The sequence below is a fragment of the Candidatus Hinthialibacter antarcticus genome, assembly GCA_030765645.1.
GTDB lineage: Bacteria > Hinthialibacterota > Hinthialibacteria > Hinthialibacterales > Hinthialibacteraceae > Hinthialibacter > Hinthialibacter antarcticus.
In genome coordinates this window covers 12663-31315 of sequence record JAVCCE010000001.1, presented here as the reverse complement: position 1 = coordinate 31315, position 18653 = coordinate 12663, and the positions used below count along the sequence as shown (strand labels likewise).

17 protein-coding genes and 1 riboswitch are annotated in these 18653 nt (G+C 53.1%); of the genes, 6 read left to right on the top strand and 11 right to left on the bottom strand.

The window, feature by feature from the left end:
- Window positions 1-127 precede the first annotated feature (127 nt).
- The 3 genes from P9L94_00150 to P9L94_00140 all read right to left on the bottom strand — a co-directional run bounded on the left by P9L94_00150 (window position 128) and on the right by P9L94_00140 (window position 3529).
- A complete protein-coding gene (locus P9L94_00150) occupies window positions 128-919 on the bottom strand; it encodes a CbiX/SirB N-terminal domain-containing protein (protein ID MDP8242459.1) in 792 nt (263 codons plus the stop codon).
- 139 nt (window positions 920-1058) lie between these two features.
- Window positions 1059-2417, bottom strand: a complete 1359-nt coding sequence (locus tag P9L94_00145) for a hypothetical protein (GenBank protein MDP8242458.1) — start codon at window positions 2415-2417, stop codon at window positions 1059-1061.
- Window positions 2414-3529 (bottom strand): glycosyltransferase, encoded by a 1116-nt coding sequence (locus tag P9L94_00140; GenBank protein MDP8242457.1) that lies wholly within the window; start codon window positions 3527-3529, stop codon window positions 2414-2416. Before P9L94_00140 ends, P9L94_00145 begins: the two co-directional genes overlap by 4 nt.
- A gap of 87 nt (window positions 3530-3616) precedes the next feature.
- Here P9L94_00140 and P9L94_00135 point away from each other — a divergent pair, with 87 nt between their 5' ends.
- The 6 genes from P9L94_00135 to P9L94_00110 all read left to right on the top strand — a co-directional run bounded on the left by P9L94_00135 (window position 3617) and on the right by P9L94_00110 (window position 10239).
- On the top strand, window positions 3617-4186 hold the full coding sequence (locus P9L94_00135; GenBank protein MDP8242456.1) for an SIS domain-containing protein: 570 nt from the start codon (window positions 3617-3619) through the stop codon (window positions 4184-4186).
- Window positions 4183-5142, top strand: coding sequence for an ROK family protein (locus tag P9L94_00130; protein ID MDP8242455.1), 960 nt, complete (start codon window positions 4183-4185; stop codon window positions 5140-5142). Before P9L94_00135 ends, P9L94_00130 begins: the two co-directional genes overlap by 4 nt.
- Window positions 5142-6683, top strand: a complete 1542-nt coding sequence (locus tag P9L94_00125) for a M14-type cytosolic carboxypeptidase (GenBank protein MDP8242454.1) — start codon at window positions 5142-5144, stop codon at window positions 6681-6683. Before P9L94_00130 ends, P9L94_00125 begins: the two co-directional genes overlap by 1 nt.
- Window positions 6684-7025: 342 nt before the next feature.
- Window positions 7026-9269 (top strand): hypothetical protein, encoded by a 2244-nt coding sequence (locus P9L94_00120; protein MDP8242453.1) that lies wholly within the window; start codon window positions 7026-7028, stop codon window positions 9267-9269.
- Entirely contained in the window at window positions 9270-9848 is a 579-nt protein-coding gene (locus P9L94_00115) for an NUDIX hydrolase (protein ID MDP8242452.1), read from the top strand.
- A complete protein-coding gene (locus tag P9L94_00110) occupies window positions 9835-10239 on the top strand; it encodes a DUF2203 domain-containing protein (protein MDP8242451.1) in 405 nt (134 codons plus the stop codon). Before P9L94_00115 ends, P9L94_00110 begins: the two co-directional genes overlap by 14 nt.
- Here the strand turns inward: P9L94_00110 and P9L94_00105 are convergent, their stop codons facing one another.
- The 8 genes from P9L94_00105 to P9L94_00070 all read right to left on the bottom strand — a co-directional run bounded on the left by P9L94_00105 (window position 10240) and on the right by P9L94_00070 (window position 18602).
- On the bottom strand, window positions 10240-10545 hold the full coding sequence (locus P9L94_00105) for a putative addiction module antidote protein (protein MDP8242450.1): 306 nt from the start codon (window positions 10543-10545) through the stop codon (window positions 10240-10242).
- Between the two features lie 143 nt (window positions 10546-10688).
- A complete protein-coding gene (gene moeB / locus P9L94_00100) occupies window positions 10689-11522 on the bottom strand; it encodes a molybdopterin-synthase adenylyltransferase MoeB (GenBank protein MDP8242449.1) in 834 nt (277 codons plus the stop codon).
- A gap of 159 nt (window positions 11523-11681) precedes the next feature.
- Window positions 11682-11957 carry a MoaD/ThiS family protein gene (locus P9L94_00095; protein ID MDP8242448.1) on the bottom strand — a complete coding sequence of 92 codons (276 nt, stop codon included), beginning with the start codon at window positions 11955-11957 and terminating at the stop codon, window positions 11682-11684.
- 165 nt (window positions 11958-12122) lie between these two features.
- Window positions 12123-13376 carry a threonine synthase gene (locus tag P9L94_00090; protein MDP8242447.1) on the bottom strand — a complete coding sequence of 418 codons (1254 nt, stop codon included), beginning with the start codon at window positions 13374-13376 and terminating at the stop codon, window positions 12123-12125.
- A gap of 23 nt (window positions 13377-13399) precedes the next feature.
- The gene (locus P9L94_00085) at window positions 13400-13651 is read right to left on the bottom strand and encodes a sulfurtransferase TusA family protein (GenBank protein MDP8242446.1); all 252 of its coding nucleotides are present in this window, start codon (window positions 13649-13651) and stop codon (window positions 13400-13402) included.
- Window positions 13652-13765: 114 nt separating this feature from the next.
- Window positions 13766-13882: riboswitch (SAM riboswitch) on the bottom strand.
- Window positions 13883-13988: 106 nt separating this feature from the next.
- The gene (locus P9L94_00080; protein MDP8242445.1) at window positions 13989-14858 is read right to left on the bottom strand and encodes a hypothetical protein; all 870 of its coding nucleotides are present in this window, start codon (window positions 14856-14858) and stop codon (window positions 13989-13991) included.
- The gene (locus tag P9L94_00075) at window positions 14858-16018 is read right to left on the bottom strand and encodes a response regulator (protein ID MDP8242444.1); all 1161 of its coding nucleotides are present in this window, start codon (window positions 16016-16018) and stop codon (window positions 14858-14860) included. Before P9L94_00075 ends, P9L94_00080 begins: the two co-directional genes overlap by 1 nt.
- A gap of 220 nt (window positions 16019-16238) precedes the next feature.
- Window positions 16239-18602 (bottom strand): hypothetical protein, encoded by a 2364-nt coding sequence (locus tag P9L94_00070; protein ID MDP8242443.1) that lies wholly within the window; start codon window positions 18600-18602, stop codon window positions 16239-16241.
- Window positions 18603-18653: the final 51 nt, after the last annotated feature.

Genomic DNA, 18653 nt, shown 5'->3' with positions numbered 1-18653 from the left:
AGATCACTTGAAAACATCGGCGAAAAAACGGGATGCGTCTAACCGCCCTCGTTTCTCTCATTATAACAAAGGCTTCGCGCTTTGGAACACGCAACCGATTCGATTTTGATTAATTTAGTAAAAGTGTTTAAAAACGCGCGGCGGCGGTCTCAACAAACCGCGTTGCTAATATGGGGTCAGGAAGAATAGCGTCGTGAAAATATACCGCTTTGGAACTCGCATGGGCGTTGGCAATCGCGGCGGGGATGACCTCGTTTTGAATTACGCCTTTCGCCACCAACGCGGGCAGAATCACCACCCGCTGCCATTGGCGCGCGGCATCATCAATCGCTTTCGATAATGGTTCGGGCGAAAACGCGACCATGTCGCCTGCATAAACCCATCTCATATTGACGCCGGGAAAAGCGCCTTTCATGTTGTCAATGACGGATTGCGCCAGCGCGTCCCAGGCGGCGAGGTACGACTTTGTCCCATAATAAACAAAGATGACGCCGTCTTGCGGCGTGAGTTCAATCTTCGAGCGAATGCGGCGCGCGGCGTTGTCAGCCAAGAGTTCCGGCGCTTGCGGGGGCGGCAGCAGCGTGAGGGTGCAGTCGCCGCATTGAAAGCGGGCGTGGTTATTTTTGGCCTCGATCGGTGCGGCTGCTTTCTCGAACTCATTGGGGATATCCACCGTCACATGTTGGCTGACGGAGAGAAACAGGGGTTGTGCGATTACTTTGCTGTTCGATTGGCTGAGTGATTGGACCGCGTCGGCAATCGAGGGCTGCCCGTGCTCCATAAAACAAGCGCTGGCGCCTGAAAACGCGCCAGAATCTTGGCAGGCCGCGTCCGCCTGTTGGGCGAATTCAACCACGGCGTTGTTCCATGCGCTTGAGCGGCTGCCGTGCGCGACGATGAGTAAGTGAGGTTTGGTCATTCACATTCCTGTTTGGATGATTCAGCGTAACAACGGTATACAAGAAGGTGTGGGGGCGTCTCTGTGAGCGCCTGTGCAAAAGGGCCTGAAAGCCCGCACTGAAGCGAACGGAGACCTACCCACACCTTCATATTAACACTCATCTATTTAATTGTTTGAGAATCACCGCGCCGAGAAAAACCAACCCTGCGATCCAGATTGAAAAGAGTAGTAGAAATATAGGAAAAGACAATTGCGTCCACAACCATGCCCAGCCGATATCCCAACGCGAAGGTTCGACCGCAAACGCCATAATTGAGTGGTAGTAAATCGGGTTCACCAATGGTTGCCAGATGAGTTGTTGTTCAGTCACGTCCTGGTTGGTGAGAAAGAGAATCACGTCGTTGAAATCGACCAATGCGCCCAGCAGTTGCACGACAGCGCCAACCGCGCCCAGGCCAAGAAGTATGACGGTTGTGCTGGTCGAGCGCATCTCAATCGCCTCGGCAATCGGCAGCGCCAACAGCGGCAATAACGGGACCAGATGGCGCGGGCCGTAGCCCCAGCCGCCCCACCAGTTGCCCCAGAATGAATACAACAAAAACAGCGCGATGCACAAACCGCCCCAGACGAGGGCGATGGGCTTGTTTCGATTGATGAAATGACGCACCAACAGCGGCAGTAGTAAAAAGATTGGGTTGAAAAGAATGAGGCTCTTGCCCGGCGAACCCAAAAATCCCAGGATCGCGGCTGAAGGGTTCATCACAAACGAGCCTTCATACCCGCCGCTAGCTTCTCCCGACCAATACATCTGGTTGTAAGCGGCGTAAAACAAAACGCCCAATACAACAAATGAGAAGAAGGCGGCGAACGGCGTTTGTTTTATTAACGGCTGTCTGGCCTGATAAAAACCAAACAGAAACACTGGCGCCAACACCGCGAGTTCAACCCGCACCATCAACAACGCCATAAAACATAAACCGCACCATAGGACGTTGACGGGATATGTCTTCGATTCGTTTTTTGATTGCCAAAAGCGGATCAAAAAATAAAAGGCGGCCATGAGCAACAGCCCCGCCAGCGTCTTGTTATAGTCATAACGCGCATACGAAAACGCCAGCGTGGTGAATCCGTAGAGCAGGGCCGTCCCGCATTGCGCCCCATGCGAATAGCCCAACCGCCCCAGCGTTCTGACGATCAGCCCCAGCGTCATGGCGGCGAAGGCCATGTTCATCCAACACATGCACTTGCGCTGCACCCAATCCAGCGGTTGCGCTTGAAAGACCGTCGCGTGCAGCAGGGTTCCGAGGCCGTAAAATGGCAGGTAAACAATTGAGTAGAGCCAGCCCTGTTTGACCTTCACGTCAGGAAAGAGCGTCCCTTCGCTGACGATGGCGCGGGTGAGTTGAAACGAAGGGGTGGCGTCAACGGTGTAGCCCAGTTTGCGCCCCAGCAAGGGCGTCATGAAGACCAGATACAACGCCGCGATCAAAATCGCCAGCCGGTGCGATGCGCTCATTGCGTACCGCCTAAGACCGAGCGGTAGATATCAAGAATGCGTCCACACATCATTTCGTGAGTAAAGTTTTGTTGTACGCGCTGCTGCGCGGCTTCGCCGAATTTTCGCCGCAGTTCGGCGTCATCCAGCAACCGGGTGATGGATTGCGCCAGCGCGTGTTCATCATTGGGCGGAACCACCAGCCCGGTTTGTTGGTGTTGATTGATATATGACGTGCCGGTGCCGAGTTCGGTGGAGATCAACGGCATCCCGCAGGCGGCGGCTTCGAGCAGCACTAGACCGAAGGCTTCGGAACGGTAAATCGACGGCAAGCAAAATAAATCGCCCGCATAATAATAGGGAATGACAGATTCGACCCGGCCTACGAAGATGATGCGGTCTGAGTAGGGCAGGGTTTTGACCCACGACAACAATTGCCCCAGCAGCGGGCCGTCGCCCACGATGAGCAACCGCCCATCGACATGCTCCATGGCGCGAATCAGGACATGCAGCCCTTTGTAATAGCGCAGCACCCCCGCGCATAACACCAGTCGGTCGCCGTAGCGGCGGCGGTAGCGATGCGCTTTGGATTCGATTTCGGGCGTCCTGGTGAATTGTGAGGTAGAGACCCCGAACGGAACGATTTCGCATTTATCACGAAACGGCGCCAGGGTTTCGGAGGTTTCCAGATAATTGGGCGAGGTGACGATGATGCGCTCCGCCTGCCGTAAAAAGGCGTTGCGAAACGCGCCATACAGGGCCAGCCAGCGCTTTTGGCGTACGATATCGCTGTGGTAATGCACGATTAACTTGCCTTTGGGACGCGCCAACAGATGCGAGATGACCGCCGTCGGGTTGGGGATATGGTAATGAAGAATATCGGCGTCCATCCGCTTCAGCCATAAGGGAAAACTCGGCGACAGCGGCGCCGATAAAAAACGCCCCCATTCACCCGCTTTATAAACGGGCGTGCCTTCGACTTCGGCAATCTCCGACCGCCAGGCTTGATTGCAGATCAAGACTTTGATCTCGTCGCATTGATCGCGGCAGCCCTCAATGATGCGGTTGATGGCGATTTCGATGCCGCCGCAGGTGGGCGGATAGTAATCTTTATAAATGTGTACAATACGCACGTTAGGTATTTACAACCGCCTTGTGTTTTGCGCTTCCCGCTTCAGGCCGCAGCCAGTATTATAAGAGAATCTCTGTTGGAGGAAACCATGTCCTATACCGCGTACTTAGATGACTTTACTTCATTACTGAGCAAAATTGATTCGCAAGAGGTCGAAAACCTGGTTAGCGCCATTCGCGAAGCCTATGACAACAACCAGTTCGTCTTCATCTGCGGCAACGGCGGCAGCGGCGCCAACGCGTCTCACATCTGCGAAGACCTTGGCAAAGGCACGCTGACCGACTTCGACAACCAAAAGCGCTTGAAGGTGCTCAGCCTGACCGATAACACGCCCTACATTCTTGCATGGGCCAACGACACCGCCTATGAGCGCATCTTCGTCGAACAATTAAAAAACTTCGCCGAGCCGGGCGCCTTGTTGATTTCGATCAGCGGTTCCGGCAACAGCCCCAACGTGCTCCGCGCAGTCGAGTGGGCCAATGAGAACGGCATGAAGACTTTTTCATTGACCGGCTACGACGGCGGCAAGTTGAAAGAAATCTCTCATCAGGTGATGCATGTTCCGTCCTTTAATATGGGCGCGGTCGAGTCCGTCCATCAAGTGGTGTTCCACTATGTGCTCGATTCGCTGCGGGAACAATTCAAAGTCGCGTCATGAGTTTAGCATTAGGCATTGAAATCGGCGGCACCAAACTTCAGGCGGGCGTTGGACTCAACAACGACCGCCTGCTTGCGTTGGCGCGAAAGCAAATTGATCCCGAACAAGGCGCCGCAGGCATTCGCAAAGCGCTGCCCGGTTTAGTGGACGAGGCGCTCGCCAATGCGAAACGCTCCATTGACGATATCGTGGGCGTTGGCATTGGCTTCGGCGGCCCGGTCGATTCGAAACAGGGGCTGACTCTGGTCTCTCACCAGATCGACGGTTGGGAGAACTTCGCCTTGCAGCAATGGGCCGAAGAACAATGGAAGCGCCCCGCGCGCATTCAAAACGACGCCAGCCTGGCGGGATACGCCGAAGCCATCCTCGGCGCGGGCCGCGGCAGCGAAAGGGTGTTTTATATCACCGTCGGCAGCGGCGTGGGCGGCGGATGGATATGCAACGGCGTGTTAGATGAAGGCCAGGGGTTGGGCTCAGCGGAAATCGGCCACACCTGGGCGCCCGACCCTGACGACGGCGAGCCGGAAAAGATTGAGCATATTTGTTCGGGCTGGTCGATGGAAGAACGCGCCTGCGCGGCGTTGGCCGATGGTGAAGAGTCTATCTTGCGTGAAATGAGCAATGGCGACGCTGATCAATTGACGGCGCGGATGATTTATCAAGCGGCGGAAAAAGACGACCTGCTGGCGCAGACGCTGCTCGACCATACCACCACCACGCTGGCGGTCGCGATTGGTAATGTCATTACCCTGCTGCATCCCCATAAAATCATCCTTGGCGGCGGCGTATCGCTGATGGGGCCGCTGTTTTGGGAGCCGCTGCGAAAAAAAGTCAAACGCTATGCGTTTCATTTATATGCAGACAGCGCCGAGTTGGTTCCAGCGGAACTCGGCGAAGACGTTGTTGTTGTCGGCGCGTCGCTGCTGGGTCTCGACGCTGCCAAGGCGGTACGCTAATGATGGCCCGCGTCGTCTCGATTGCTTTCCTGGCGGCGCTGGTTTTTGTTGGAAATTCGTATGCGCAAGAGGTCGCGCTCTTTTCAGATTTTGATAACGGCAGCCTGGGCCGCTGGACAAAAACCGCCGATCGCGAGATCGAACTCACGCTGAGCGATGATTCAGGCGGGGCGTTTTTTTTCTTTCGCATCGAAAATGTAAAAGACCAAACGCTGCGGTTTGTGGTTCCTCGCGCGCCCGCGCAACTTTTTCCCGAATACAGCCTGCCGTTTATTAGTTATGACCAAATACACTGGACGGCGCTTCGCAAGCGTTGGATCGAACCAAACACGAAAGGCGGCCAGTCAACGCGTTATACCTTTGAAGCGGCCTTTGCGCAGCCGCGCGCCTGGATCGCTTCAACGCCGCCGTTTAATAATGATTTTCTCGACCAGTCGCTGCAACAATACTTAGAACACCCGCACTTACGCGTTGAAACGCTTTGCGAGTCGCCGCTCAAGAAAAAGCCCATTCAATTGCTGCACATCACGGATCCCGCTCAAGCGGATGAACCAAAATCTGTCGTGTTTATTCTTGCGCGTGAAGACGCCTTAGAGCCTGCGTCGTCATGGGCGGCGTGGGGCATGTTGCGTTTTTTGTTGTCGGACGGCCCCTATGCGGCGGCGATCAAACGTCGGATGCACTTTGTGCTGTTGCCGTTATTTGACGCGGACGGGGTTGCGCAGGGCGCGTCCGGTCATCCGTTTCCTGAGACGGGCGGGCCGGTTTTCTGGACGGAAGCCTGGCCTGAAACCCAGGTCTCGTTTTATGAACAGCGCCGACTCAAGCAGTGGCTGCAACAATGGAAAGACGCGGGCAAGAAAATTGATTACGCGCTGCGGCTGCACTCCGATAACTGGGGGCGCGATGTGTTGCGCCGCGAGCAGGCGCGGGAGGAAATGCAGCCCGCGCAGGACCTGTTATTCATCAATCTAATCGAACAAAAATATCTGCCTTGGCGCGCCAATGCCGACCGGGTTCAACCCGACACGCGCTTTTCAAAAGTCGTTTATGATTTATTTCCCGATGCGGTTACGGGCATGATGCAGTTTGAGTTTTTGTTTGATCAGACGTTGTTACCGCAGCAGCCGCTGTACAAAACGACCGAAGATATTCAAGTCGAAGGCGAGATGGTTGTACGCGCATTTGGCGAATCGTTGAACATTCAAGCCAGCGACCCGCCGCCCTACTTGCTTTCGGCGCAAGCGTCGCCATTGTCGCGCGGCGACCGCAATGCGTATGCGTTTCAATGCGTCTATCGCGACTTAAACAACCGCCCGCCTGAATATGTTCGCGTTGTGGTTGATGAAGAGACCTACGAATTAGCGCCCGCTGACGCAACGCAGGCTGATTATGCGCGAGGCGTTTTATATGTCGGCTTCGCTGGAATGAAAAATCGCGACAACACCCATTACTTCACTGCGTCGAATGGCTCCTCTACAACCCGCAGCCCGCAAGTCGGCGTCTGGCCCGGCCCCTATTGGCTGGGCGGCGAGAAATAGTGATTCCGTTACGCAATTGCCATTTCATTTTTTTGATATTGATAAACGAAAATCAAGGTAGGTTTGGTCATGAATAACGACGACATACCAAGTAGAGTGGCGTTGAGGGTAGCGAAACCCACCAATAAAAGCGCATTGAAATTCGTAAGGTGAGATTCATTTTATTCATCCCACCCCACATTAAATTGAGGCGAGCGCAGTTGTATCCATTGCCTAAGCGCTATGATGATTAAGATTGCTTAAAATTAAGGCTCTTAATGAAATTCGCCGCTCTCTGGTTTCAATCCAGCCCACGTTATTATACGGAAAACAAAATGCGACCCTTCATAGAGAGGAACCTTCATGTCCGCTGAATTACTCAAAAAAGCCGAAGAGGGAATCAAAGCTTACTTAGACAAATACGAAGCCGAACTCCGCGCCGCCTGCCCGGGCGAGCTGCCGCCTTCCGCGCAAGGCAATCTTGATAAAGCGCGCAAGAACGTCATCCCGTTGCTGAATGAATGGGTCAACGACCCCCATTGCGCTTCGTTTTCTCCGCATATTGCCGACGGTATTCTCGACGCCATTCGCGACGAACGCTGGGTCGATCTCATTGATGCGTTCTTGCAGGAAATCAGTTTCGGTACCGCAGGTATTCGCGGACGCATGGCGTTTGACAAGGCCTCGATTATAAAAATGAAAGACGAAGGCCCTGCGGCGCAAATTCTCAAAGGCCCGGCGACGCTCAACGACAAAGTGCTGTTATTAAAATCCGTCGGCGTGGCCAAGTTCATGCAAGACCGCAAGATGCTCAAAATCGTGATCGGCTATGACAGCCGCGTGAACGGGCCGGGATTTTCAAAGCTCATTACCCGCCTGTTTCTGGCGCACGGCCTGACGGTCTATCTGTTCGACGAAGCCTGCCCCTATCCCGAAGTCACGTTTTCCGTCCCGAACCTGCTCGCCGACGTGGGCATTTTGATTTCCGCCAGCCACAACGACTATCGCTATAACGGCTACAAATTGTCTTGCAGCAATGGCTCGCAGTTCAGTCTGCAAGACCGCAAAACCATCGTCGAAGATTACATCAATAAAGTCACCACAGCGGACATCAAGTTGATGGACATTCACGACTGTGGGCCTGATCAGTTCTGGTGGTTGGGCGGCGCCGCGCCTGTCGATGGCCTCGACTATCTGGGTCGCGAAGACAAATTGATCGACATGCACACCCGCCACATCGAACACATGAAGGGCTTTTTGGTTGATGAGGCGATGGTCAAAGCGCAGAAGGACGACCCCGACGCGCTCAACATGGCGTTCTGCGCGTTTCACGGCGCCGGGCGCATCGCGGTTCCGCGCGTGATGAGCGAAGTCGGTTTTAAAGACGTGCAGACGCTGTCGAAACTCAATCAGCTCGACGGCATGTTCCCCTGCTTTAACAGCAACCCCGGCGAAGAACAACAGCCCGATCCCGGCGATCTTCGCGCCGCCGAAATCGCCATGAAAGCGTATAACGAAGAGTATCCTGACGGGTTTGAGTCGCTCGATATGATGCTTGGCACCGACCCTGACGCCGACCGCGTTGCGGCGGTGGTGAAGGTTCCCAAAGAACAGCAGGCGGTATACAACGACAAGCCTTATACATTGTTGCCGCCCGACGACGCCTGGGCGCTATTGATTTGGTATCGCCTGCAAAAGCAGATCGAAGAACACGGCGCGGTGCAGGACCCCGAAGAGTTGTTTATCACGCTGTCGCATACGACCAGCGACGTGCTCACCAAACTGGCGCTCAAGCATAACTTGGGTGTGATGAAGAGCTGGGTGGGCTTCGCGATGCTCGCGATGTGCGTCAACGAAGTGTGGCAGGGAAACCCGCTGCCCGAGCAAGTTGATGGGCGGCCAGACCCCAACGATCCCCATTGCCACCCTTTCATGCTTGAAACCCGCGAGATGAAAAACGGAAAGCGTCGCTTTAACCTGGCTAACATGGAGCAAAGCTGCGGCTTCTCCATCCTCGGTGGCCCGCCCAAAGACGCGGTCTCCATGGGCGAGGGCGGACACGTTCGCGACAAAGACGGCGTCTTCGCCGCCATGTTGATGGCCGAAGTCGCGGCCTACGCCAAAAAACAGGGAAGCGATTTATTCCGTCTTCTTGATGAAAAAATATTCCTCGATCCTGACGTGGGTTACTTCCTCAATTATTACGAGCCCGACCCGCTGGACGGCGAATACGACGGCATTCAGGGCTACATCAAAAAACGCGACGTGATTGAAACGATGTTGAAATTAGAAAAAGAATGCAAAGCGGGCGGCGTGAAACTCGCGGGCCTCGAAGTCAAATCGACCGCGCTCTATTGGACGGGCAAGTATGACGCCGCTAATTTCCCCGGCTTTCCTGATGAAGGCGTACGCTTCTTTTTTGACGACGACCGTTGGAGTTACTTCACCTTCCGCCCCTCCGGCACCTCGAATGCGCTGCGCTTCCATTTGCAGTTGCATGAACCTAACGTAACCAAAGAGAACTTGGCCGAGACCAAGTTGAAACTCAAAAAGCAGGCGTATGACGTGGTGACCGACATTCGTCAGCGGGTAGGGGCTTTACGTTAGATGGCAAAACCTTGGACCAAACGCAGCAGCCGGGTGGTAGGTGAATTTTCCGTCTTCCGGCTGCGGTGCGACCAGATGGTTTCGCCGCGTAACGGGCACGAGTTGGATGCGTTTATTTTAGAAACGCGCCCCTGGATCACCATCCTCCCGACCACGCCGGACGGCGAAGTGGTTCTCGTCCGGCAGTACCGTTTTGGCATCGAAGCCGCGACCTTGGAAACCCCCGGCGGTTTGATGGATGCGAGCGACGCGTCGCCCGAAGCCGCCGCCCGCCGCGAGTTATTAGAAGAGACGGGCTGCGAAGCCGAAGAGATGATCTCGCTCGGCGTTGTCCGGCCTAACCCCGCCATTCAAAATACGTCGTGCCATATTTTCTGGGCGAAAAACGTGTACGGCGAGTGCGCCCAAACATTGGATGAAGGCGAAGACATCTTGATTGAGCGCCTGCCGCTGGACGCCGTTCCCCGCATGATTCATCAAGGCGTCATTCAACATTCCATTGTATTAAACGCGTTTTATTTGTTTGATCTCTATCAAATTCACAACAAAGGAAACTCCGGCGACAATGCCTCACTTTGATAAACATTTCACTCTTAATGAAGCCAACGCGCTGTTGCCGCGCTATCGTGAAATCTTCGCCCGCATCCAGGAACTCATCGACGAGGCGCGCGGCGAGTCGTCGAATGTGATCAATTTGCACGGCGCCGGACGGACGAACGGTTCGACCAATGGGACGCATTCGGCCCGCGATAAAGCGCTCAAAATCATCAATGAATTAATTAGTGAAATTACTGACGCAGGCGTGGTGATACAAGACGTCAGCCGGGGGCTGATTGATTTTCCCGCCATGGTTGACGGCAATGAAATCTTCCTCTGTTACGAACTCGCCGACGGCGAGGCCATCCAGTTTTATCACGAACTCGAGTCGGGCTACGCAGGCCGCCGCCTCATCATCGGCGATGAGTTTTAGCTACTCGACTGCAAGATTTGCTTTTGCCTGAAGTTTAAGCCCCAAAGCCGAAATAACTTTTAGAATGGTGTCGAAATTTGGCGTCCGTTCGCCTGAAAGCGCTTTGTAGAGGCTTTCGCGAGAAAGACCAGCGTCGCGGGCGACTTGCGACATGCCTTTCGCGCGGGCAATATCGCCCAACGCTTTTGCGATGAACGCGGCGTCGCCGTTGGCTTCTTCAAAGCAAACTTCTAAATACGCCGCCATTTCTTCAGGCGTGCGAAGGTGTTCAGCAACGTCAAAGCGTGAGGTCGAAGTTTTTTTCATAATGGATACCTACAAGCCTGGTAGGGTGGGCTCAAATTGCAAAGCAATTTAGCCCACCATGCAACATTGACACAATATCCGGTGGGCTGCTGCGCGAGCCCACCCTACCTCGGATTTAGCAACGCAATTGAGTAAATTCACTCCTACGGTTTTGCGAGTTCGCAACTTTCTTCATAGTCGATGAGTTTGGTAATCGTCGGGTGGTCGCTGCAGATGGGGCAGTCTTTGTCGCGTGGAACCGACACCTTGCGGAAATTCATCTCCAGCGCGTCGAAAGTCAGCAGTTTGCCGATCAGCGGTTCGCCTAAATCCAACAAGACCTTGATCGCTTCGGTCGCCTGGATGGTCCCCATCACCCCCGCGATGCAGCCCAACACGCCCGCTTCATGGCAACTCGGCACCAAGCCCGCTGGCGGCGGTTCAGGAAACAGGCAGCGGTAGCAGGGTCCTTCAAACGGTTTAATCGTGATGATCTGGCCTTCAAAGCGAAAGATGCCCGCATGAATCAACGGGCGCTTCGCCATCACGCAGGCGTCGTTAATCAAAAACCGCGTGGGGAAATTATCCGTCCCGTCGAGCACCACGTCATACCCTTTGATCAGGTCGAGAATATTGGTTGAGTTCAAACGAAAATTATGCTGAATGATGTTGACGTCTGGATTCAACTTCGTCAGTTTTTGCGCGGCGGATTCCGTCTTTGCGACGCCGACTTCGGGCGTCGAGTGGAGAATCTGGCGCTGCAGGTTTGAAATGTCTACTACGTCGTCATCAACGATGCCGATGGTTCCCACGCCCGCTGCTGCGAGGTAATACGCCGACGGTGAACCTAGCCCGCCCGCGCCGATCACCAGCGCTTTGCTGTCGAGCAGTTTCTTCTGGCCTTTGCCGCCGACCTTGGGCAGGATGATGTGGCGGCTATATCGCGTAATTTGTTCGTCAGTAAATTCAACCATTTTCTTTTCTCGTTTGGCAGTCATGGTGGGTTAAGAACCCACCCTACAAATGTCTAATTATACGGCATGTTGCATTGCGCATAGGGCTTGGGGGCGTCTCTGTGAGCGCCTGTGCAAAAGGGCCTGAAAGCCCGCACTGAAGCGAACAGAGACGTACCCAAGCCCGACGTTGTTTATCCTGATTCATCCTCCCGCGATGGCGGGGATGATCGAAACCTCATCGCCGTCTTTCAACGCGGTCCGTTCGTTCTGCTGAAAACGGATATCTTCGTCATTCACATAAAAATTCACGAAGCGGCGTAACTTTCCATTATCATCGCACAAGCGGCTTTTGATGCCGGGATGGTTGACTTCGAGATCGTCAATCAATGCCAATATGGTAGCGGCTTCTGCTTGAACCACTGCCTGGTTGCCGGTGATTTTTTGCAATGGCGTGGGAATACGTACTTGAACTGCCATGATCTTCTCCTAAGGCTGTGGTTCATTTAGAGAATACCGCAGGGGATTGGGTGGAGCGGCTTTCGTAGTCAGCGACAATAAGTCGCGACGGAGACAAGCAGAACCCAACCCCGAGGTATTCTTGATTATGTGCCATTTCTGTATTTCTAATTCTATTCCTGCTGTTCAAACCGTTGCGCACTGCTTCGGTAACACGTCGCTATACGCGTCTTCGAACGAACCCAGGTTGGCGTCAATCAAGCGCCCTGCGCCCGCTTTGCCTTCGACCGCCTCGCGCACTTTGTAGCCGTTGCCAGTGATACAAATCACAATTGGCTGATCGGGGTCAATCTTGCCGTCGCGAATCAACTTCTTCGCAACCGCCAATGTCGCGCCGCCTGCGGGTTCGGTGAACAGGCCTTCTGTACGCGCCAAGAGTTTGATGGCGTCGATGATTTCGTCATCGCTGGCGTCGTCGGCGGCGCCGTTGGTGTTACGCAAAATATCGAGCACGTCATAGCCGTCGGCGGGGTTGCCGATCGCGATTGATTTCGCAATCGTATCCGGCTTTTTGGGGTTGATAGAATCTGCGTTGGTTTTAAACGCTTCCGAAACCGGGTTGCATCCAGACGCCTGCGCGGCGTACATGCGCGGTAGTTCGTCATCGACGAAGCCAAGCGTTTGTAGTTCCTCAAACGCACGCGCGACTTTCGGCAGGATGGTGCCGCCCGCGACGGGAAGCACGACGCTGCCCGGAAAACGCCAGCCTAGTTGTTCGGCAATTTCAAAGCCGTGCGTCTTGGCGCCTTCGGTGTAATAAGGGCGCAGGTTTACATTCACAAACGCCCAGCCGAATTTGTCGCCGACCTCAGCGCACAGGCGGTTCACGTCGTCATAGTTGCCGCGCACCAAAACGATATTCGCGTCGAATATCAGCGAGCCTAAAATCTTGCCCGGTTCGATGTCCGCCGGGATGAAGATATACCGTTTCAGCCCTGCGCGCGCGCCATGAGAGGCGACGGCGTTGGCGAGATTGCCGGTCGATGCGCAGCCGATTGTGTCAAAGCCAAACTCAACCGCTTTCGATAACGCGACCGCAACCACGCGGTCTTTATAAGAAAGCGAAGGGCGGTTGACTGAGTCGTCTTTGAGGTACAACTCGCGTACGCCCAACTCGCGGGCGAGGTTTTCAGCGCGAATCAGCGGCGTCCAGCCTGAATGCTCGCCGGTCAGCGGTTTTCCTTCGACGGGCAGAAGTTCACGATAGCGCCAGACGTTGCCGGGGCGGCGCTCAATGGTTTCGCGGCTCAATGATGCGCGGATGGCGTCATAGTCGTACACGACCTCCAGCCCGCCGAAATCGTCTTCACAGACATAGAGCGGTTGGATGGGATACTCTCTGCCGCACTGTTTACACCGCAAGCATTTGACAAAACTCATCAATGTCTCTCCTTGAACCGCTCTTAATACTCCGCTGTTTTTTGAACGACAAAATGGGCGCGCCCGTCGGCGTCGGTGGAAGACTCAAGGATGGTCTGGCCATCTTCTTGGAGGCTCTTGGGGACATGGCGCGAAGGCTCGCCTTCATCGACAATGACTTCGACGACTTCGTTCATTTCCATATCTTCCATATAGAGTTTGGTTTTTACGTAGTTGTATGGGCATTGAACGCCGCGAAAGTCGAGCGTTTCCCGTTTTGCGTCTGAATGAGACATGCGTAATCCGCCTGATAAAATTTCATAACGAGGGGTAGGGAGGGATATTTCTCAAAGAGGATACAAAAAAGCCTCTTTGAGAATTGAAGAGGCAGCAATAGACAAAGCGTCCTCGTCTCATCTCCCGACAATATTCAATGAACATTGCCGCAGGATTTGGCACCATTTCCTACTAGGTAGGCGGTTGCCGTGGCTTCATCGGGCCAGTCCCTCTGCCACTCGTTATGAGAGTTTCGGTCGAAACCGAATATGTATACTAAGTTGGTAGAATATCTAAATTATTTTTAATGTCAATACTAAAATGTTGAGTTTGGATTGGCAAACTGATATTGGAGGCTTAGAATTTTTTTTTGTTGAAGACCATGCGGCTCGGGCCAGGGCCGGTTCCGCCGTCGCGACGACGGACAACGGTCGTATCATCGGAACCGCTATTTTCAGCGGTGGATAATTGATCGTCTAATTGGGTTTTGACTTTCTCCAGCGTGTCTTGATGCTCATTGAGGGCATGAAGATTTACGCGGATTGTGTCTAACTCAGCGATGCCCTCGTCCAAAATCGCCTTCAGTTCCATCGGGTCGGTGGGCAGTTCTCCAAGATCGACGGTGCGGGGCATCATCACTTGAAACTCAGACAAAAGAGCGCGAACTTTTTCGATGCTTTCATCTTCTTGCAGTTGAATCGCGACTTCGGTGAGTTTGTGGCTGAGGATGACCAGCCGTTCCACTAATACCTTGCGGGCGGCGTCTAAGATAACTTCCCAGCAGCCCAGTATTTCGATGCGTCCTGTCATCGAATCGCGCAAATCGGGAAACAGGTCTTGAGCGAACGCTACGATGTCAGCGGGGAAATCGTCTGAGTCGGCCCGTTCGAGTAACTGAAAAATAAGCGAGTTATTGTCTTCAATGCCTTGGGTGCGCAGCGCGGTCAAAAGACGACGGTAAGAGAAATTGCTTTTTTTTCGCTGCTGAATGCGGTTGTCAGCGGTTTTGAGCCGAAAGCGAAGCTCGCCCGCGATGCGATGGTTGGCTTTGACCCGGTCCATCCAACGGTCGATAAAGGCTTCATCGACTTCTCCTTTTTTCTTAATTGAATTTAAGAAATTGGTGCAGGAGTTCGCCGAAACTTCAATGTAATAATAAATTTTGGGGCCGTCTTCATTCAACAGAAGCGAATGAGGGTCGTCGGGCCATTCTTGAATAATATTCATTACACCGATTCCACTTCCAACATTTCATGGATGTTGGATATTAATTCTTCTTTTTTGAACGGCTTAGGCATAAAGATCGTCGTCGAGCTTATAGGGAACAATTTTTCAACCGTATCCAGATTTGTCAATGCGCTATAGAACAATAACTTCGCGTCGGGTTTGCGTTGACGAATTCTCATGGCTAATTCTAGCCCCGATGAGCCTGGAACAAAAATGTCGAGCAAAAATAATTGAAACGAATCAAGATCAAGCCGGGGCAGCGCACTGTCTAATTGGTGGCCGCTTTTAAAAACGACGGATTCAAAGCCTTCATCTTGCAACATCTCATGGATGAATTGGCAGATGGCGTCTTGATCTTCCAGAAGTAGAATTTTTGGCGACGCACCGGAAAGCGGCCGTTTTTCACGGGGTGTATGGGCCGGCGCAAATGGCGAAGAATTCAACGGCGAAGTTGGCAGTGTCAAGCGTACGATCGGCATTTCAGGATTATCATGATGGAGGACTGTCTTGCCGCCCCAAATCTCGACCAGTAATTTTGCGGCTTTAATGCTGACTGCTTGACAAAAACAACATTCCGCCAATTTCTCGTCAATCATTTTGGGGTGAGGCTCCGGGTTGGTTTGACCATGAATGTCGATCAAAACCCAATGCGCATCGTCGCCGTTTTCTTGCGGGTCTGGTTCGTGCACCTTGGTTACGACGGTTCCGCCTTCGGGGGTCGCATTGCGAATTAATTGTAAAAAGAAATGCAACAATACCTTAAAACCCGCATGGGGAAAGATAATGTCATCTGACTTTAACTCGATCTCATGTTCGAATGCGTGGTCAGTTTTAAACAAGAGTTGAGAGACGGCATTGGCTTCTTCGATGAGAGTGGTCAGTTTGGTTTGACCGATTTTATCGCTAAAAAGAAAGACGTTGTTAATGAGTATTTGTGAGGTTTCGCAACATTGATGGATCCGTTCAATATAATCTTGTACTTTCGCGGGCGTTTTTGATTTTACTTGCGCGAGTGAAAGATAACCAAAAATCCCCGTCAACTGGTTATTGATTTCGTGGCCCACTTTTCGGGTGAGTTCTTCAAGAACAGACTTTTGAATCAAACTCAAGAGTTCTGATTCAGATGTTGGAAACGGAATAACGTCTTGTTGTGGTTCCATCGGTCTTTCAGTTTGTATGGATATTCGGTTCTTAGCGTTACACACACCAAAAAGAGTATATCACTTTAATCATCATTGATATAAGTTGTCTATATATTTAACGACTATTTTGTTGCAGATTCATCAAATATATTAATCTAATATAACAAAAATTATCATGTTTTCTTATAAAATTGCAAACCATAAGAAAAGATTTTCTAATTTTGGTGTTATGAGGCGTCTATCTGTTTCGCCGTTTCAAACGTGAGAAAAAAAGCCCCAATATCGTTAAAGTGAGGGTTGTTGCTGTAATTACTATGCCTGCCTTAAAACCAGACGCATCATATTGAATTGTTATGAGACTTGGCCCATTTGGGATGGGTATCGAAATCCAGGTCTCTTTATACGGTTCGATAGGGGTGTACGTCTCTCCAATTTTGGCTTTCCAATTTGGGTAATACACCTGAGACCAGATGAGACGGTTTGGCGTTGGAGTCTGTACGTTAAGCACGACCATAGACGGCGTTTGTTTAACGATTTGAATTTCCATGTCACTAGACGGAGTTTCCAAACGAAATTCATGGTTGCCCGTTGCAGAATAGATTTTCAGCGGCGAGCGGCCTGTGCTCCATAATGGGGCCGGGGCCGTTGGGGGAGGCTGCGCGGTCACGAATGAGTGGACGTTGCAGTCTTCGAGAACCTGCGGGTTTGGAAGCGCCGGGAAAAACAACAAGCCTCCCTGCGGCGCATCGGGCGGGTTGCCGTAAGCGCGGTTCACATATCGGGCGAAGCGGCGCAGAATCAGCGGATCATAGCCGCGTACGGAGTGAATGCCATACCGCATCAATCGGTTGGGGCGCAGTTCGGGGTGTGCGTCTGTGCCAGGGTATCCAACGGCGTCATCCAATAGCAAAACGCGCCCCTGCCGGGCCGATTGAGAGATTGCGGCGGTGATTTCGGTCTCAGGGAAGTAGGTTTCACGCCATGTTTGTTGTGACTGGGTCGGGACAAACCGGGATGAAAAAAAGAGCAAATCAGCCAACAGCACCAATAGAGGCGCATAGCGTAATATGCTGTTTTTGCTTCGCTTGATGAGCGCCAGGCTGCCCCAGCCGAACAACATCCACAAATTCGCCACTGAGAGCGAACTCATCAGGTAGGCATAGCGGGTTTCAAACAAAATCTCGGGCAGGCGCGCACTAATGGCGCGGCGGTCGGCGGTCCAAAGTTTGAGGTTGAATACGGTCTGGTCGATTTCGTATTCACGCAGCGCGACCAATATCGCGGGTTTTGAGAGCAGAACCAATATATAGGTGATGCAGAGCAGTAGTGAAAAAATGGCTGCGCATTTCACCGCCAGCGATTGGGTTAATATTTTCCGGTCGGTTTCCATCCAGCGCGAAAGCCCCACACTGGAGCAGACCGAGACGCCAATAATGAAAATCATCACCAACCGCGCCGGGACGCGAAAATAACTCCACCCCGGTAGGCCGTAATAGAGAAGCGGATAGAGCGGATTGTATTCTCCCAAAGCAAAAAACAGCCCCAGCCCGCCAATGAGCGCAAAGAAGCCGCATTCAATATTGATGTTGCGGTTGGCTGCGTTTTTGGCGCTTGGAACTCCCGCCAGCAGGGCGGCAATCAACGCCAGCAGCCCGGTATAACCGCATAATTCATGGTATCCGGTCTTGGTGAGCCAGAAATTGGCTTCACGGACGGGGGCGGTCGGGTCGCCAAACGCCAACGGGGCGATCATGGCGGCGAGAAACGACGGCGGCATCGAGTCGCTGACCGCGAAGCCATAGTCTGCGCCGCCCGCCCGGCCTGCAGTATGTTGAGACAATTGCGCCAACGGGACCAATACCAGCGCCGCCAAAAGAACAGCCAACGCCAGGCTGAACAGCGTCCAGGCGGGAGCGCTGGCGAGTTGTTTCCAACCAGCGCCGCCGCGCCACGCCCACAGGCTTTGCCAAAGCGCCCGCGCCATCAGCAAATAAAAAATATATAACGGAATCTGTGTATGCCCTGCGTAAAACATCATGGCGAGACAGGCCGCCAACAGTGCCGAGCGCTTGAGGCTCCATTGCGCGCTGCCTGCCGCTTGCGCCCATAAGGTGAAAGGAATCCAAGCATAAGCACGTAAGTGTATAAGGTGACCGTCATGACCGTGGGTGATATAAAAGCCTGACCAGGCGTAAACTACGGCGCCAAAGGCGGCTGCTGCGCGGTTTTTGGTGATGGAATAGAGAAAACCGTACATCGCCAGGCCAGCCATCATTTGATGAATGACTAACGACAGCGAGTAGACCGATTCGGTAGAAAAGAAAAAATGAAGCAGGTTTTCAGGATAAAACAGCGCGGTTTGGATGTTGGCTGCAAACGGGGCGCCGCAAAATACGTACGGGTTCCAGAAGGGAAAACGCCCCTCGCGGATTTCTTGCAGGGCGAATTCGCGCCAAGGGACGAATTGGTTTATCAAGTCGCCGCCAGTGATCCACCAGCCCAGCGCCCAGATTTTCCAATGAAACGCCAATATCGGCAGCGCGATCAGCGCCAGCGGCAGGGCGTGTTTTTGAATGCGGCGTTGAGTGGTTTCAAGCGCCATCCCGGTTTGGCTCCCCAAAATTAGACTCCAGGGGATCATAAACCGTTTACG

Bases quoted from the DNA above. Each gene is read 5' to 3' on its own strand.
- moeB (MDP8242449.1), bottom strand. From the start codon at position 11,522: ATGACTGCCAAACGAGAAAAGAAAATGGTTGAATTTACTGACGAACAA.
- P9L94_00145 (MDP8242458.1), bottom strand. From the start codon at position 2,417: ATGAGCGCATCGCACCGGCTGGCGATTTTGATCGCGGCGTTGTATCTG.
- P9L94_00150 (MDP8242459.1), bottom strand. From the start codon at position 919: ATGACCAAACCTCACTTACTCATCGTCGCGCACGGCAGCCGCTCAAGC.
- P9L94_00105 (MDP8242450.1), bottom strand. From the start codon at position 10,545: ATGAAAAAAACTTCGACCTCACGCTTTGACGTTGCTGAACACCTTCGC.
- P9L94_00125 (MDP8242454.1), top strand. From the start codon at position 5,142: ATGATGGCCCGCGTCGTCTCGATTGCTTTCCTGGCGGCGCTGGTTTTT.
- P9L94_00130 (MDP8242455.1), top strand. From the start codon at position 4,183: ATGAGTTTAGCATTAGGCATTGAAATCGGCGGCACCAAACTTCAGGCG.
- P9L94_00080 (MDP8242445.1), bottom strand. From the start codon at position 14,858: ATGAATATTATTCAAGAATGGCCCGACGACCCTCATTCGCTTCTGTTG.
- P9L94_00070 (MDP8242443.1), bottom strand. From the start codon at position 18,602: ATGGCGCTTGAAACCACTCAACGCCGCATTCAAAAACACGCCCTGCCG.
- P9L94_00075 (MDP8242444.1), bottom strand. From the start codon at position 16,018: ATGGAACCACAACAAGACGTTATTCCGTTTCCAACATCTGAATCAGAA.
- P9L94_00095 (MDP8242448.1), bottom strand. From the start codon at position 11,957: ATGGCAGTTCAAGTACGTATTCCCACGCCATTGCAAAAAATCACCGGC.
- P9L94_00135 (MDP8242456.1), top strand. From the start codon at position 3,617: ATGTCCTATACCGCGTACTTAGATGACTTTACTTCATTACTGAGCAAA.
- P9L94_00110 (MDP8242451.1), top strand. From the start codon at position 9,835: ATGCCTCACTTTGATAAACATTTCACTCTTAATGAAGCCAACGCGCTG.
- P9L94_00120 (MDP8242453.1), top strand. From the start codon at position 7,026: ATGTCCGCTGAATTACTCAAAAAAGCCGAAGAGGGAATCAAAGCTTAC.
- P9L94_00085 (MDP8242446.1), bottom strand. From the start codon at position 13,651: ATGTCTCATTCAGACGCAAAACGGGAAACGCTCGACTTTCGCGGCGTT.
- P9L94_00090 (MDP8242447.1), bottom strand. From the start codon at position 13,376: ATGAGTTTTGTCAAATGCTTGCGGTGTAAACAGTGCGGCAGAGAGTAT.
- P9L94_00115 (MDP8242452.1), top strand. From the start codon at position 9,270: ATGGCAAAACCTTGGACCAAACGCAGCAGCCGGGTGGTAGGTGAATTT.